General features: G+C 31.9%; 14 protein-coding genes. 6 read left to right on the top strand and 8 right to left on the bottom strand.

Translation table 11 applies throughout. The features are described 5' to 3' along the window. Window positions 1-110: 110 nt before the first annotated feature. On the top strand, window positions 111-1,313 hold the full coding sequence (gene mtnK / locus JOC75_RS21855; RefSeq protein ID WP_204956094.1) for an S-methyl-5-thioribose kinase: 1,203 nt from the start codon (window positions 111-113) through the stop codon (window positions 1,311-1,313). A 267-nt stretch (window positions 1,314-1,580) separates the two neighbouring features. Then, window positions 1,581-2,633, top strand: a complete 1,053-nt coding sequence (gene mtnA, locus JOC75_RS21850; protein ID WP_204956093.1) for an S-methyl-5-thioribose-1-phosphate isomerase — start codon at window positions 1,581-1,583, stop codon at window positions 2,631-2,633. Between the two features lie 364 nt (window positions 2,634-2,997). Here mtnA and JOC75_RS21845 read toward each other — a convergent pair whose 3' ends face one another. Both JOC75_RS21845 and JOC75_RS21840 read right to left on the bottom strand, forming a co-directional pair. Then, a complete protein-coding gene (locus JOC75_RS21845) occupies window positions 2,998-3,492 on the bottom strand; it encodes a methylated-DNA--[protein]-cysteine S-methyltransferase (RefSeq protein ID WP_204956092.1) in 495 nt (164 codons plus the stop codon). Window positions 3,493-3,525: 33 nt separating this feature from the next. Beyond that, on the bottom strand, window positions 3,526-5,721 hold the full coding sequence (locus tag JOC75_RS21840; RefSeq protein WP_420828047.1) for a PAS domain S-box protein: 2,196 nt from the start codon (window positions 5,719-5,721) through the stop codon (window positions 3,526-3,528). Between the two features lie 377 nt (window positions 5,722-6,098). Between JOC75_RS21840 and JOC75_RS21835 the strand changes: the two genes are divergently transcribed. Both JOC75_RS21835 and JOC75_RS21830 read left to right on the top strand, forming a co-directional pair. Further along, complete coding sequence (locus JOC75_RS21835; protein WP_204956113.1) at window positions 6,099-7,112, top strand: acyltransferase family protein; 1,014 nt, start codon at window positions 6,099-6,101, stop codon at window positions 7,110-7,112. A 133-nt stretch (window positions 7,113-7,245) separates the two neighbouring features. Next, complete coding sequence (locus JOC75_RS21830; protein WP_204956091.1) at window positions 7,246-9,012, top strand: B12-binding domain-containing radical SAM protein; 1,767 nt, start codon at window positions 7,246-7,248, stop codon at window positions 9,010-9,012. Between the two features lie 63 nt (window positions 9,013-9,075). Here JOC75_RS21830 and JOC75_RS21825 read toward each other — a convergent pair whose 3' ends face one another. The 6 genes from JOC75_RS21825 to htpX all read right to left on the bottom strand — a co-directional run bounded on the left by JOC75_RS21825 (window position 9,076) and on the right by htpX (window position 14,587). Further along, entirely contained in the window at window positions 9,076-9,243 is a 168-nt protein-coding gene (locus tag JOC75_RS21825; RefSeq protein ID WP_168714473.1) for a hypothetical protein, read from the bottom strand. Next, window positions 9,243-9,395: a hypothetical protein gene (locus tag JOC75_RS21820; protein ID WP_204956090.1), complete on the bottom strand. Its 153-nt coding sequence runs from the start codon at window positions 9,393-9,395 to the stop codon at window positions 9,243-9,245. Before JOC75_RS21820 ends, JOC75_RS21825 begins: the two co-directional genes overlap by 1 nt. Window positions 9,396-9,485: 90 nt before the next feature. After that, window positions 9,486-9,623 carry a hypothetical protein gene (locus tag JOC75_RS21815; RefSeq protein WP_204956089.1) on the bottom strand — a complete coding sequence of 46 codons (138 nt, stop codon included), beginning with the start codon at window positions 9,621-9,623 and terminating at the stop codon, window positions 9,486-9,488. Between the two features lie 264 nt (window positions 9,624-9,887). After that, complete coding sequence (locus tag JOC75_RS21810) at window positions 9,888-11,903, bottom strand: penicillin-binding transpeptidase domain-containing protein (RefSeq protein ID WP_204956112.1); 2,016 nt, start codon at window positions 11,901-11,903, stop codon at window positions 9,888-9,890. Between the two features lie 100 nt (window positions 11,904-12,003). Then, window positions 12,004-13,350, bottom strand: a complete 1,347-nt coding sequence (locus JOC75_RS21805; RefSeq protein ID WP_204956088.1) for a TrkH family potassium uptake protein — start codon at window positions 13,348-13,350, stop codon at window positions 12,004-12,006. 358 nt (window positions 13,351-13,708) lie between these two features. Continuing rightward, window positions 13,709-14,587, bottom strand: a complete 879-nt coding sequence (htpX, locus tag JOC75_RS21800; RefSeq protein WP_204956087.1) for a protease HtpX — start codon at window positions 14,585-14,587, stop codon at window positions 13,709-13,711. Between the two features lie 417 nt (window positions 14,588-15,004). Here htpX and JOC75_RS21795 point away from each other — a divergent pair, with 417 nt between their 5' ends. After that, on the top strand, window positions 15,005-15,697 hold the full coding sequence (locus JOC75_RS21795; protein ID WP_204956086.1) for a DUF1836 domain-containing protein: 693 nt from the start codon (window positions 15,005-15,007) through the stop codon (window positions 15,695-15,697). 119 nt (window positions 15,698-15,816) lie between these two features. Beyond that, window positions 15,817-16,017 carry an alpha/beta-type small acid-soluble spore protein gene (locus JOC75_RS21790; protein WP_204956085.1) on the top strand — a complete coding sequence of 67 codons (201 nt, stop codon included), beginning with the start codon at window positions 15,817-15,819 and terminating at the stop codon, window positions 16,015-16,017. Window positions 16,018-16,040 lie beyond the last annotated feature (23 nt).

Raw genomic sequence — 16,040 nt, 5'->3', positions numbered from 1 at the left:
GACTTCAAGCCTCTTTCATTGTCGAAAGAGGCTTTTCTTATTTTTAGCTATGGTAATACTAGGCTTTCTTAAGAAAAGCCTCCACAAACTAATTATTGGAGGGTTTATCTATGTGTGCAAATAAACAATCATCTAACTATAAGCCATTAACTGAAAGCGATGCTATTATATTAGCAAAACGTCTGGAGTTATTTGAAAAGGATAGTCAATTAACATGCTACGAAATTGGTGATGGAAACCTAAATTTAGTGTTCAAAGTAACAAATACTGAGAATGGTGAAAGTATCATTATTAAACAAGCTCTTCCATATGCAAAGGTTGTTGGAGAAAGCTGGCCATTAACTTTAGATCGATCACGTATTGAAACAAATGCACTTATTAAGCAAGCCGAATTTGTTCCACAGTATGTACCTAAAGTCTATTATTCTGATGAATCGCTTGCGATCACAATTATGGAAGATCTTTCCCATTTACAGATAGCTAGAGCTGCTCTAATGAATGATGAAGATTTACCACTTCTCTCAAATCATATAGGCGAATTTTTAGCAAAAACATTGTTCTATACTTCAGATTATGGACTTAATCAGCACTATAAAAAAGAACTAGTAAAACAATTTATCAATCCTGATTTATGTAAAATTACAGAAGACCTTGTGTTTACAGATCCCTTTTTCAACCATGAAACAAATGATTTTGAACAAGAATTACTCAAGGATGTTGAACGTATTTGGAATGACCAAGTACTAAAGCTTGAGGTAGCAAAATTAAAACAAATTTTCCTTACAAAAGCTGAGGCACTGGTACATGGAGATTTACATACAGGCAGCATTTTTGCAGACGAGAAAGAGACGAAAGTAATTGATCCTGAATTTGCCTACTTTGGTCCAATTGGCTTTGATGTTGGGCAAGTGTTTGCTAATCTTCTTTTAAATGCAATTTCACGTGAACCTGAAAAACAGAATGTCCTCTTTACTCATATTGAAACAACATGGACAGTTTTTGTAGAAGAGTTTACGAAAGCATGGGAAAATGATGCTATTGAAGTGTTTAGTCAGGTTGATGGATACTTAGAGCATGTTTTATCTGAAATATTTGAAGAAGCAGTTGGATTTGCTGGCTGTGAAATCATTCGTCGTACAATTGGCTTAGCACATGTTGCTGATTTAGATAAAATTGAGCCAGCTAATAAACGAATTTCAACAAAACAGCTTGCGTTAAAATTAGGTAGTGAGCTGATAAAAAATAGAAAATCAGTGACAAATCCTGAAACCTTTAAGGAATATACAATACAAACAGCACTTAGCTCTTTGTAAAGCTAGAAAAAAGGTAAATCTAAGTGCTGTTTTACATTAAACGCTTTTTAAATAAGGCTCTTTTCTGAAAGATTGTTGCTAAATGATACCTTTATCAGTTAGATCCGGTGTATTATCGCATAAAAGATGCGTTTTATAGAAAAAAAGATGCCACTAGACTTTATACAGAGTCATTTCCATCAGGATTGTAAAAGCAACACAATTTACGAAAATAGCCTTAAATCGAAACTATTACACTGATCAAAAATTAAAGGAGTACTATTCATCATGACTAAAACGAACTATTCTATTCCACAATCCGTGATCTGGAAGGAAGATCATATTTCTTTATTAGATCAACAAAAAATTCCACAAGTTACTGAGTATCTTGAATTACGTACAATTGAAGATGTTTGGGAAGCCATTCAATCTCTTAAAGTGAGAGGAGCACCCGCAATTGGAATTACCGCATCATTTGGCCTTGCATTAGCAGCTCTTCAGGACAAATCAGAATCAATTGAACAATTTCTCAGTAATTTAAGTAAAAGCAGTGACTATCTAGCAAGCTCGAGGCCAACTGCTGTCAACTTAGTATGGGCACTAGATCGTTTAACAAGCTGCCTAACAAACATCAAGTCGATTAACGAAGCGAAAACAAAGATTGTTCATGAAGCCATTCAAATACAAATTGAAGATGAAGAGGTTTGTAGATTAATTGGTGAACATGCATTAACTGTTTTTAACAGTGGCGATAAGGTTATGACAATATGTAATGCTGGTTCAATAGCTACGGCAAAATACGGCACTGCATTAGCACCTTTCTACTTGGCAAAGGAAAAAAACATAGCTCTTAGTGTTTATGCTTGTGAAACCCGTCCGGTTTTACAAGGTGCTCGTTTAACAACATGGGAGTTAATGCAAGCTGATGTTGATGTTACGCTAATCACTGATAGCATGGCGGCACATACGATAAAATCTAAAAATATTACCTCAATAATTGTTGGTGCAGACCGAATTGCTGCGAATGGTGATACAGCAAATAAAATTGGCACTTTTAATTTAGCACTTTTAGCAAAAACATTTAATATTCCTTTTTATGTTGCTGCACCTTTATCAACATTTGACACATCAATCGAAGATGGAAAATTAATTCCAATTGAAGAACGTCATTCTGAAGAAATTACTACATTGAATGGGATAAGGATTGCTCCAGAAGGAGTAAAAGTCTTTAATCCTGCTTTTGATGTTACCCCTAGTGAATTAATTGCAGGTATTATCACTGAAAAGGGAATTATATCAGGTGATTATAAGGAAGAGATTAAAAGACTATTTCACTCATAAAATTAGATTTCACAATATGAAAACCAAAGTAAAAAAGGCGGCAAACTTATTTATGAGTTTGCCGTCTTTTTTATACCCTCACTGTTTTTTACTGAGTAAACTGTTCTTTTCTTCTTCAGAAATAATTTGAAGCTTTGTTAATAATGAAGCAAAAAAGTATATTTGTTTTGGACGCTTTTGATAAAACATATAACTTGCTCCTTTCTTTCCCTTATGCAACTTTTTTATCTTATTCTAATAATATGTTGCAAGGTAAAAAAAGTGACAAGTTCTAATTGTCATTTAAAACAGAAAATGACAATTAGAAAAATGAAGCTTTGACATATTTAAGCTAGTTTTCCCTTTGGATTTCAATCGCAATCGATTATTTTTTAAATGTTATGCTTTCTAAAGTCAATAACTCCGCTTTTATATCATTTTTATTTCCAGCATAACCAGTTAATTTCTTATTCTTACCAATTACACGATGACATGGAATAAAAATCGGAAGCTTATTTGCTTTATTTGCTTGTCCAATTGCTCGAACAGCACGGGCTTGACCAATTTTGGTTGCTATATCTTGATAACTACATGACTCTCCATAAGGGATATTCTGTAATTCTTTCCACACTTTTCGTTGAAAATCAGTTCCATTTATTTCAAAAGCAAGCTCAAAATCTTTTCTTCCTTCATGAAAATATTCATGAAGCTGATTTTTAGCTTTGATTAAAACATCATATTCATTATGTTCTCTAACATCATGATCTGTACGATAGGCATCGAAATGTTCAACTTCGAGGAATAAATGAGTAATATTTTTAGGATTAGACACAATTGTTAGTCTACCAATGGGAGAATTATAATAAATAAAATAGTCCATCACTTGCCCTCTTCTCAGTTGTCTATCATTTTACTATTTTTGATTAATAGGTAATGTCATATGAAAGGTTGTTCCTTTTCCTTCTTCACTTTCAACTTGAACATTGCCTCTATGCTCTTCAATAATTTTATAGCTTACCATTAATCCAAGACCAGTTCCACGTTCTTTTGTTGTATAAAATGGTTGACCCAAACGTTTAATTTTATCTTCAGAGATTCCAGTTCCTCTATCTTTAATCGAAACGACTAAATGTTGCTCATCTCTTTGTTTAATAGAAACATCAATTTGCCCACCATTAGGCATTACTTCTATTGCATTTTTTAACACATTTATAAATACTTGTTTAAGCTGATTTGGTTCACAATAAATAGATGGGATATCTCCTTCTATCGAAAGTTTAATTTGTACATTCACAAGAATAGCTTGAGCATTTAGCAAATCAATTGTTTCTTTCATAATTGTACAAATGTTTTTTTGTAAATACTTTATCGCTTGTGGTCTAGCTAATATTAAGAATTCAGTAATGATTGATTCTATACGGCTTAATTCAGATGTGATTACATTAAAGTACATAGAAAAATCTTCTTGAACACTGCCTTCTAAAAGTTGGATAAAACCTTTTAAGGCTGTCATTGGATTCCTAATCTCATGCGCAATTCCAGCAGCTAGCTCTCCAACAACATTTAATGTATCTGATTTTCTAAGCTGCTCCTCTAATTCTCTTTTTTCTGTAACATCACGAAAAACAGCTAAATTCATATTTTCATTGATATTGTATTTTAATGAAAATTCCAGAGTCTTTTCTTCTCCGTTTACATGTCTGTACGTAATTTCTTGAGTTTTTTCTTCCCAATAAATCGAATAATCATTGGCTAGTTCACCTTCAGGTAGATTTGTAAAGAATAAGCTACAGAGGTTAACTGAGATCATGTCTTCAACAGCTAAGTTAAGGATTTTTCTAGCATTAGAATTTGCTTCTATTATATCAAATGAATGGTTAAATAAAACAATCCCTTCCATTGCACCATCAAATATTTTTCTGAATTTCTGCTCACTTTCCCGCAAAATCTTTTCCATTTTCTTTCGTTCACTAACATTTCGGAAAATTGTTAAATGATGACCATCCATAATATTCATTTTTGAAGTAAATTCTAATTCTTTATTTTCACCGTTTGGCATATGGAATAGGAGCTCTTCTCTTATAGCACCTGTTTGCAAATATTGTTCCTTTACTTTTTTAAAGCTTTCTGAGTCTTCATCAACAAAATCTAAGATATTCGTCGTTACAAGCTCAACCTCGCTCAATTCGAAGGTTCTACTAGCAGCTTGATTTACCTTTAAAATCTCACCCTTTTTATTCCATATCATTATGGCATCTATAGCATTCTCAAAAATTTCTCTAAATCGTTCTTCACTTTTGTATAGCTTCATTTCCATCGATCTTTTTTCTGTTATATCTCTCATTATAGCCATATAATATCCATTTAGAATATTCGATGTTGTTGTAAATTCGAATATTTTCTTGTGTCCGTTTTTTAACAAAACGGGAAGTTCACCCTTCGCCTTTCCACTTTCCTTTAACATACTCCAAAGTTTATCAAGCTTAATGAGTTCTTTACTATCAATAAAATCCCTTAAAATATAAGTATTTAAATGCGCTATATTTATTTCAAAGCTTGTACAAAACGATCCATTGGCATCAATGAATTTACCTTCTTCATCAAAGATGACAATTCCATCTACTGCTCTGTGAAATAAATCCTTAAAAAGCTGTTCATTTATCGTACGTTCTCTTTCAAGATTCTTTTTAAAAGAGATATCTTTTATTATTGCAAGATCATATTTATCTATCGCTTGTTTACGTAGGCTTATCTCTAGAAATTTAACTTGACCATTATCTAAGTACACAACAATTTCTTTTGACTTTAACTCCTCACCTTTATTGCAAGTAAACAATTGGTTAACTTCATCTTTCGGAACTAAAGTGAGAAAATCAAATAAGCTTCTTGTACAAAGCTCTTTTTTAGTTAATTGAAACAACTGATATGCAGCAGCATTTCCATTAATGAAGTTCATATCTTGATCGAAAATAACCACTGCATCCAAAGCATTTTCGATTATCGTTTCATGTTGCAAAAGCTTGGATTTTAGAATGTCATTTTCCTGCATTAGCATTGACATTTGTTTCCTCAATGTAACAACTTCGTTTTCCTCAATTGCTTGCCTCAAGCTTTTTCACCCCTAATTACAACATCTTTCTATATTCTTATATATTTCTTATTCTACATGTTCATTCATTGTCCTTCACTTATCTACAAATTGATAGAAAATAGTCTCTTTTTCCCTTATATTTTCGCTATAAATTAATTTGTTAACCTACATATTTACTATAAATCCATACGAATTATCTCATTTATTGTCAAAAGTCCTTAATAGACTGTTCACTAGTTAGACACTTCGTTAGAGATCGTTTCTTTACAATAGATTTACAGTTTAATAACAGCCCCCTAAAATTGCATAACAAATAACGAAATGTAGTTTAGAAGGATACCTTTACGGGAAGAAAATATTGATTTTAAGAATGATAACTTCTAGAGATAGGTGATATTATGGAAAGTCGTTTGAATTACTTTGATAATGCTAAATTTTTATTAATCTTTTTAGTTGTATTCGGTCATGTTATCCAACCCTTTATCAGCAACAATGTTCACATCATGAATCTGTATAAATTTATCTATACATTTCATATGCCAGCATTCATATTGATTTCTGGATATTTTGCTAAAGGCTTTAAAAGAAAAGGATATCTGATCACGATTTCAAAAAAGCTTATCTTACCGTATCTTATTTTCCAAGTGATTTACTCCTTTTACTATGTTCTTATTGAAAAGAACGCAACGATGACAATGAACCCATTAGAGCCTAATTGGTCTCTATGGTTTTTAATTAGCTTATTTTTTTGGAATATAACTTTATATTTTTTCACTAAATTTCGACCTATATATGTTATTCTTTCAGCATTTACATTAGGAATAATTGTTGGCTATGAAGATGCTATAAACAATTTTTTAAGCTTATCTAGAACCTTTGTTTTCTTACCACTTTTCTTAATAGGCTTTTATCTAAAACTTGAGCATTTCAAAGCAATTACGAAACCACAAATAAGAATTTTCGCATTGATCATATTAACATTAACTTTTAATCTCTATTATCATGTCAATTTTAACTATGAATGGTTATTCGGATCAAAATCTTATTCTCATTTTGAAACGACATCCTTATCAAGTGCTTTATCTAGAGTTATTTTCTATAGCGCATCACTTGTTACCACTATATGTTTTTTATCTCTTGTTCCAAGAAAACGTGCTTTTTTCACTAAATGGGGAACAAGAACACTTTATGTTTACCTTTTACATGGATTCATTATTCAATTTATGAGATATAGTGAGATCGTAAAATGGATGGAGCATTATCAAAGCGTAATACTATTTACCATTTTATCTTTTTTAATAACATTAATACTCTCAACGAAAGTAGTTATAGAAATTACCAAACCGTTAATTGATTTAAATTTTTCACATTTCCCATATGTTTTAAGACGATCTTCACTAGAGAGATAAAAAAGGATAAGGCTTTCACCAGCTATTTAATGGAAAAACCTCCACTTAACGTAAGTTCGTTTTTGAACTGAACTATGATACAATAAGAAATTGATTATAGCTTAAAAATATGTTAAAAGTGGTGTTTAACAATATGAAAACTGTTCTATCAACATTAAATGCAAAATACATTCACACTAGCCTTTCAATTCGATATTTAAAAGCCTATGCTGCCCCAGATTATGAGGTAGAGCTAGCTGAATATACAATAAAAGATCCCGCAATGAATATTGTGACAGATTTGCATACAAAAAAACCAGATATACTCGGTTTCAGTTGTTATATTTGGAATATCGAAGAAACGATTAAAATAATTAAGATGATGAAAAAGATTAATCCTTCCTTAATCATTGTTTTAGGTGGTCCTGAGGTTACGTATGATACTAGAGAGTGGATGGAATCGATATCTGAAGTAGACTTTATCATTATTGGTGAAGGTGAACAATCTTTCAAACAATTATTAGATGAATTAAATGGTGAACAAAATTTTTCAGCTGTTAGTGGAATTGCCTATCGAGAAAATGGAACGGTCCATATTAAGCCTCAGCGAAATAAAATCGATTTAAAAGAACTTCCTTCACCATTCCGATTTGAGGAAGATTTATCCCATCTTTCTAAACGTGTAACATATATTGAAACAAGTCGTGGATGTCCATTTAGTTGTCAATTTTGTTTATCTTCTATTGAAGTAGGTGTTCGATATTTCGATAGGGAAAAAGTTAAGGATGATATCCGTTTTTTAATGAATAACGGAGCAAAAATAATAAAATTTGTCGATCGTACTTTTAATATAAGTCGTAGCTATGCTATGGAAATGTTCCAGTTTTTAATTGATGAGCACAAACCAGGAACTGTATTTCAATTTGAAATTACTGCAGATATTATGAGACCTGAAGTTATTCAGTTCTTGAATGACAATGCACCAAAAGGGTTATTCCGTTTTGAAATTGGCGTACAATCTACAAATGACGCTACAAACGAACTTGTCATGCGAAAACAGAATTTTAATAAGCTAACAAGAACTGTAACAATGGTTAAAGATGGACAAAAAATTGAACAGCATCTTGATTTAATCGCAGGTTTACCAGAAGAAGATTATCACTCATTTAAGAAAACATTTAATGATGTATTTGAATTACGTCCAGAGGAACTTCAGCTTGGCTTCTTAAAAATGCTCAGAGGAACAGGCCTTCGCCTTCGAGCAGAGGATCATGGTTATGTTTATATGGATCATTCACCATATGAAATTTTACGTAACAATGTTTTATCATTTGAAGATATGATCAAAATCAAACAGGTAGAAGACGTTCTAGAGAAGTACTGGAATGATCACAGAATGGATGAAACAATTGAATATTTAGTTTCAAACGTATTTGATTCTCCATTTGAATTTTTCCAACAATTTGGGACATTTTGGGACGAAAAAGGTTGGACAAGAATTGGTCATCAATTAGAAGATCTCTATAAACACCTTTATGACTTCTTAAATAACTCAAAAAGTGAAGATATAGAGATAGTAAGTGGCTTTATGAAGTATGATTACTTAAGAAATCAAAAGTATAAACCTCGTAAACCATGGTGGACAGGTGCTTTGTCTAAACAAGACAGAAGTGAGATTTATCGTTCAATTCTAGATAATCCTCTACTATTAGGTGAGGAATTTGCAAGTAAGAAATTTTCTGAGAAAGACCTATTTAAACATACTGTTATTGAATCCCTACCGTTTAATATTAATCATTATCTTAAAACAGGGAAAATCATTGAAGAAAATTCATTTATTCTTGTTCATTATGATTCAATACAAACAAAGACAATCGTTTATTATGGTTTAACAAAGGATATTAATTCTAAAGTAAGTTAACCCTTTATACTATTATTTAAAACGAAAGTGAGAGTATATATGCATACTCTCACTTTCGTTTTACTATTTATCTTTTTTTTGTTCCTTTTCTTTTTTTTCTGCAATTGTTTCATAAATCTTTGCAGCATTTGTATCACCGAGCTCTTGACCAAATTCCTCTTGAAGTAAGTCTATATCAGTTGGCTTTTTATGGTTTTGCATATTTCTACTTTTCATCGTCTTCTTTGTCATTACTTCCCCTGCTTCCCTTGTTTAGAATTACGATTTGCACCCTTCATTGGATCTTGATCATCATTTATTTCAGCAAATTCTGCATCAGGTAAACTTTCAGTAGGCGTAAAATTATTTTTTAGAGCTTGATTTCTAGCAGCTTTTCTTTTCACACTTTTCACCTCTAATGTTGTATTGTAAGATTGTACATATATACGTTTACCTAAAATACTACTTACTATCATAGGTATAAAAAGGAAAGCTTAGTCTTCCTTCTGTTCATATGCTATTAAAACAATTTCCTCACCGGTCTCTTCACGAAGCTTTGATTCCATTTGCATTAAGACATTTAATTGTGTATCAGTTAAATGAGCTACAGGAAATTCTGATTTCTTTTCCATATTTTCACCTCACTTCTTTCTTACTTTCTCTTTTTCGCATTTTAATTATGAGTGGGAAAGTAAAGAAAAAAACAAAAAGGGTGAAAAAAAGGAAGAAACGATATTGAAGAAACAATCTATAAAAAATAAACTTAATAAAATGAATAAATTGGTCATGTTTAAAACCATTGATCTTACACGTTAAACAATAATTTTATCTACTGCTTATAACCCAGGAAATAGTATTAGAAAAAGACTAGCGCAAAGTGCGCTAGTCTTCTTTCTTTATTGAGTAAGATTTTCTTTAAAAACTTGCTTTACTTTTGGCACTACATAATGGCTCCCGCCTCTTGTTTTTACATCTTCAATCATCATAGCAATCAAGAGCTCGGGATTATCATAATCTATTGCTACAAACCATCCATTTTCTTTGCCTTGTTCATCATTCTTAGAGGTTTTTAGTTCAGCAGTGCCCGTTTTCCCTGCAAGATTTTGATTCTCAACATTAGGTTTATACGCTGTCCCATTCGGATCATTAACAACTTGTTTAAGATCATTAAGAATTGTTTGTGCATGCTCTACAATTACCGCATTTTCCTTCCATACACTCTCTTTTTCACCTTCAACGATTTCTAAAGAAGGATTAATAATATTGCCACCATTAACAAATGCTGTATAGGTAGTAGCTAAGTGTAAAGGACTCATTTGTAGCTCCCCTTGCCCATAGCCCGTATCTGCCAGCAAAGTCTCATTATTCAATCCACTGCTAGAAATTGTGGATTTGCTAACAGGGTATGCATATTCTAGTTCTTCCTCAAATCCAAAGCTCCTAAGACCATTATTTAGTTTTTCTGGTCCAATCTCTAAGGCTAGCTGTGCAAAATAAATATTATCAGAATAAATTAACGCAGTTTGTAAATTCACATTACTAACTTTTTCAGATACTCTCGATATATAATAATTTCCCCAACTGCTATCTTTTTGCCATGTTTTCCCGTTAATTATTTTATTATCACTTGGTTTTATTATTCCATTATTCAATCCAATTGATGCCGTTATCGGTTTTATGACAGATCCAGGCGAATAGGTTTTATTAAATCGAGCCATTAAGGGCTTATTTGGATTATTAGAAAGATTGTTGTACTGTTCACTCGATAATCCGTATATAAATTCGTTAGGATTATAGGATGGACTGCTTACAAGTGCTAATGTTTCACCTGTTTTTGGATGCAAAGCAACTGCAGTACCAGAATCACCTTTTAATTGATTATATAAATCAGTTTGAATTTTTTCATCAATCGTTACCTTTATCGTTTCACCTTCAACAGCCGGTTTTTCTGCAATGATTTTTTCTGTTCCATCAACAAAAATCTTATAGCCTGTTTGTCCTTTCAATTTTTCTTCATATATTTGCTCAAGACCAGCTTTCCCTATTTTTGATTGATCACTATACCCTTTATCCTTAAACTCCTCTAGCTCTTCTGCAGTGATACTACCAATATAGCCTGTAAGATGAGCAGCAGCCTCTCCTAGAGGATAAGAACGTGCCTCAACATCTTTCTTTTGGATAGAGGGAAGTTTAATAAGCTTTTGAAGAAGCTCTGAGTTTTCAGGGTCTATACTTTTAATTGGTACAAATAAATCCGGCTTCACCCATGATTGATTTAACTCAGCTTCGATATCTGAAACACTAACACCAAGTAAAGAAGACACCTCTGATAATACTTCCTCACGCTTTTCAGGAAGATTAGCCGGCACAATCCCGATATTATGTGCAATTCCATTTACAGCTAAAGGATTATTATCTTTATCGAAGATTTGCCCCCGGGTAGGAGCTATACTGCTAACTTTGACCTTTTCATCTCCTTCAAGCTCAGGAAAAATCATTGCGGGTTGCCAAGAAATAAACCAATTTTCTTCGTCCTCAGTTTTCTCCTTCTTTATAGTCACTTCTTGTTCAAAGGATACATTACCTGCAATTGTTTCCATTGAAAGGGAATACGGATATACAACTTCTATTTCCTCATCATTTTTTTCATCATTATTAGGTCTATTATATTCCACCTCTAAATTACTAACTGAAACACCTTCATATATATCTTTATATCTATTTATGTACTCTTCTTTAGATATATTTTCTTTGCTACTAACGGTTAACATATCATACATTTCTGAAAACTTTTGATTGTTCCATAATGAAATGTACTCAGAAAAACGATCACTCGCAGTCGGTTTTTCTGAACAACCAACTAACACAAATACTATAAAAATTAACACCAATCCAGATAATCTTTTCATGATCAACCCTCCTCATCACATATTGTACCAAAAAAAGGTACTTAGATCAGTTCTGAACCAAAATAAAAATGAGCTAAGCCGTTTTAGCCTAACCCATTTTATTTTACCCGATAATGACACGTTCCTTAGGATAATGAAAATTATCTTTTCTTTCCTTTGTTCCTAATAAATATAGAAAAGTTAATATACCAATACGTCCAATGAACATTAAAATCATAATGACAACTTTGCCTACTGATGTTAACTCTGAAGTAATGCCCATTGATAATCCTGTTGTACCAAAAGCTGAACAAACCTCAAATAATATTGATATAAATGAAAATGATTCTGTAATGGTTAATATAACGATAGCCGAGAAACAAATTAATACAGCAAACATTGTCACAACAACAGATTTCCTTAAATCTTCCTCAAGTAACTCACGTCTAAAGATTTTTATTGATTTATGACCTCTTGCAAAGTGATAAAGAAATAGTAAATTTAAAGCAAAAGTAGTTGTTCGAATGCCTCCTCCTACAGAACTTGGTGATGCACCTATAAACATCAATGCACACATGATTAAAAGCGTTGTCTCCGTATATAAGCTTATATCCATTGTTGCTAATCCACCACTTCTAGTAGCAGTAGATTGGAATAATGAAAAAAATAAAATTTCATGCCATTCTTTATCTTTAAAGAAATAAGAATATTCAAGGCTCGCAATGGCAATTGTTCCAAAAATGATAAGAGCAAAAAAAGTGATCGAGGTTATTTTAGTAAATAAACTAAATCGATATCTTTTTTCTTTTTTAAATAGAAAATCCTTTACTTCAATTAAAACAGGAAATCCTATAGCTCCTAGAATGATTAAAATCATCACGATAAACTGAATAAAATAATCATTGGCAAAAGGAATAAGAGATTGACCAGTTATATCAAATCCTCCATTAGTTGTAGCACTTATCGAGGTGAAAAAACCCTGTAGATAGGCTTCTTGCCATGTATTATAATATTTTAAAAAATATGTTCCTAATATTATTCCACCAATTAGTTCAATGATTAAAATTAATACAATAATTTGACGAATCAAATTAACAATTCCAGATAAGTTTGTTTGATTTTGATCGGTCATAATTAATTGTCTTTCCTTCAAACCAATCTTTTTCCCCATTATTAACCATACAAATGTTCCTAGTGTCATAATTCCTATACCACCAAATTGCAGAACGAACGCTAAAATAAAGATGCCTGTTACACTAAATGTATCTGCAGTTGACATAACCGTCAGACCTGTAACACTTACGGCACTTACTGCAGTAAAAAGTCGATCTATAAATGTAAAATCAACTCCAGGCTTATGAGCAACAGGTAGGCTAAGTAAGCTAACTGAAACTGTTACTGCTAAAAAATAGTATGAAACGATTAATTGCACAGGTGTTAATGCTTGTAATCTTAGTTTCCAATTAGTCATTTGTTCATTCATTCCAATCTAACAGCACTTTCTGTCTGTTTACGTAGGTCCATCACTAACATTTATCGTTTATAAGTCTAATGAATCTATAACACTTTTGTAAACTATCTGTGAGGTTACTATGACTCAAAAATCTTAAAAACATCCATTCATTTTAACAAATAAATCAAATAGTAACATTATTTTTTTCCTTTAATATTTGGCTTTGCTTTTTAAAGTCTCACATATTATCTCCAAAAAGCAGATGTGCTGAAAAATTATTTTTAAACTTTTTCATAGCTTATTTTTTTAGAATTAAGGTAGAACTAATAGCATAACAAATAAAAAGTAAGGGATGACTCGAGTCATCCCTTACTTTTTATTTTGCTTCTAAACGACTAATTCGATCATCTAAATCTGGGTGTGTAGAGAATAGTGACATTCCTTTTTTACTATTAATTTTCATAGTAGATAGAGCTGTATCATCATCTCTTACTCGTTGTGAATACTGCTTTAAAGACCGTAGAGCATGAATCATTTTATCTTTACCTGCTAAATCAGCTCCACCTCTATCGGCATGAAATTCTCGATATCTTGAGAATGCAAATACAACTAAACTTCCCAAGATAGAGAAAACGATTTGAAAGATAATTACTGCAACAAAATGAACAATAGGAGCTAAATCTTCTCGTACAAATCTTGACACTGCCCAAGCTGCAATACGAGCAAAGAAAACAACAAATGTATTTACGATACCCTGTAACAATGTCATTGTTACCATATCTCCATTTGCAATATGAGCTACCTCATGGGCAAGAACACCTTCAATTGCATCATCATCCATCTCTTGTAATAAACCTGTTGAAACAGCAACTAGTGAGCGACGCTTTGAAGGACCTGTTGCAAAGGCATTAACTTCAGATGATTGATAAATCCCAACTTGAGGCATTTTTGTTAAACCAGCTGCTCGTGATAGTCGGTGAACTCTTTCAACCAAATCCCTCTCCATTGCTGAAAGAGATTTAGAAGGATCTAACACTTTGACTTTCATCATCATTTTCGCCATCCAACGTGAAATAGCTAACGAAACAAAAGATCCAGTGAAACCTACTACAGCACTAAATATCAATAAATTTACTAAATCGAGATTACCATTTACTGTTTGATATGGTGAAACATTTAGGATTGAGAGCACAATACCTATTGTCGTAATAACTAAAATGTTTGATAGAAGAAATAAAAATATTCTTTTGGCCATATGTACCTCCATATTTCAAGTTCTCTTGAACTTGTATTATAATATAAATTATAGAAACATTTTAAGAAAAGATCAAGAAATATAAATTTTGAGAGAAGCTTTTTATAACTCTTTTCTTATAAATTGTTTTTAATTGACACAAAATTTTCAGAATCAATGTTCGAAATGACTAAATTATGTGTTCAGAAAAGCAAGAAACTGTCATGAGCTTTATAAAAAGAAGTCCTGATAGATCTATAATTAACTACAATAAATAAATATTAAATTATTTTATACCTTAAGGTAACTTTATGGAAACAGTATTAACTAATAACTGCTTTGCAACAAACAATAATATAGATAATAAAATTTTAAATAAGTACAGTAGAAAAATGCTTGTTATAAGAAAATTACATAAGAACAAAAGGGGTGTCAAAAATGACAATCCAATTAACGCGATTACAAATGTCAAAATTATTATACTCACTAAAAGGAGATTCAAATCATTCTCCTTATTCTATAGTAGAAAAAGCTATAAATACAGCTCCAAAAACTCAGTATGATATACCAAACTTTATTATAAAACATAATAAAAAACGATCTAATATGGAATTAGGCTTATCAACAAATGAGATCGTTTCTTTAGCAAATTTATGTGAGTTGACAGCTTTAAAATCAACATCTATACAAAACTGGATTAAGCGTGATGTAAAGGAACTAATAGGTTCACCTGAACTTGGAAAGAAGTACTCTATAGACCAAGCTGCAATGTTACTTATCGTAAAAGATTTAAAACAATCCTTTGAATTTGAAAAGATTCGTAAGGTGTTAACCTCTGTTTTTAATACATTATCTGATAGAAGTGATGACTTAATAAGTCCTATTGCATTCTATGAGTTATACGCTAAAATATTATCATCACTTGATGTTTTACCATCTTTAACTATTGGTAATGGTCATACATTAAAGCATTTTATAACTAAGAAAATTAATGCTCTACCGAAGCCCTTGCCAGAATTATCAATAAATCAGTGGGAAACAATTAAAATCGTCTTAGGTATTGCCGTGCTATCTGTGTTATCATCCCATATGCAGACACTTGCGCAGACCCATTTATCCGAGAACTTATAAATACTAATGAATGCAGTTCTCTAAACATTTCCAGTATAGAATGTCTCTCTTAATGATAACTTATGTGTAAGGCTGTAGGATAAAATCAGCTTTAATCATTTTTAAAGGAGTGTCTTACTATGAGTAGAAGCAGCAATAAATTACTTGTGCCAGGGATTGAACAAGCACTGGATCAAGTTAAATATGAAATCGCACAGGAATTTGGTGTTAATTTAGGTTCAGATACAGTATCACGTGCAAATGGTTCGGTTGGTGGAGAAATCACTAAACGCTTAGTAGCTCAAGCACAATCACAACTAAATGGCGGTAAAACAGAATAAAAGAAGAGTCTGATCAGTTTTGA

The organism is Metabacillus crassostreae (genome assembly GCF_016908395.1).
GTDB lineage: Bacteria > Bacillota > Bacilli > Bacillales > Bacillaceae > Metabacillus > Metabacillus crassostreae.
The sequence above is the reverse complement of the archived record's forward strand: the minus strand, read 5'-3'. Positions and strand labels throughout refer to the sequence as shown.

Excerpts from the sequence above, each read along its gene's own strand:
- mtnK (WP_204956094.1), top strand. The coding sequence starts at position 111 with ATGTGTGCAAATAAACAATCATCTAACTATAAGCCATTAACTGAAAGC.
- JOC75_RS21790 (WP_204956085.1), top strand. The coding sequence starts at position 15,817 with ATGAGTAGAAGCAGCAATAAATTACTTGTGCCAGGGATTGAACAAGCA.
- htpX (WP_204956087.1), bottom strand. The coding sequence starts at position 14,587 with ATGGCCAAAAGAATATTTTTATTTCTTCTATCAAACATTTTAGTTATT.
- mtnA (WP_204956093.1), top strand. The coding sequence starts at position 1,581 with ATGACTAAAACGAACTATTCTATTCCACAATCCGTGATCTGGAAGGAA.
- JOC75_RS21805 (WP_204956088.1), bottom strand. The coding sequence starts at position 13,350 with ATGACTAATTGGAAACTAAGATTACAAGCATTAACACCTGTGCAATTA.
- JOC75_RS21845 (WP_204956092.1), bottom strand. The coding sequence starts at position 3,492 with ATGGACTATTTTATTTATTATAATTCTCCCATTGGTAGACTAACAATT.
- JOC75_RS21825 (WP_168714473.1), bottom strand. The coding sequence starts at position 9,243 with ATGACAAAGAAGACGATGAAAAGTAGAAATATGCAAAACCATAAAAAG.
- JOC75_RS21830 (WP_204956091.1), top strand. The coding sequence starts at position 7,246 with ATGAAAACTGTTCTATCAACATTAAATGCAAAATACATTCACACTAGC.
- JOC75_RS21795 (WP_204956086.1), top strand. The coding sequence starts at position 15,005 with ATGACAATCCAATTAACGCGATTACAAATGTCAAAATTATTATACTCA.
- JOC75_RS21815 (WP_204956089.1), bottom strand. The coding sequence starts at position 9,623 with ATGGAAAAGAAATCAGAATTTCCTGTAGCTCATTTAACTGATACACAA.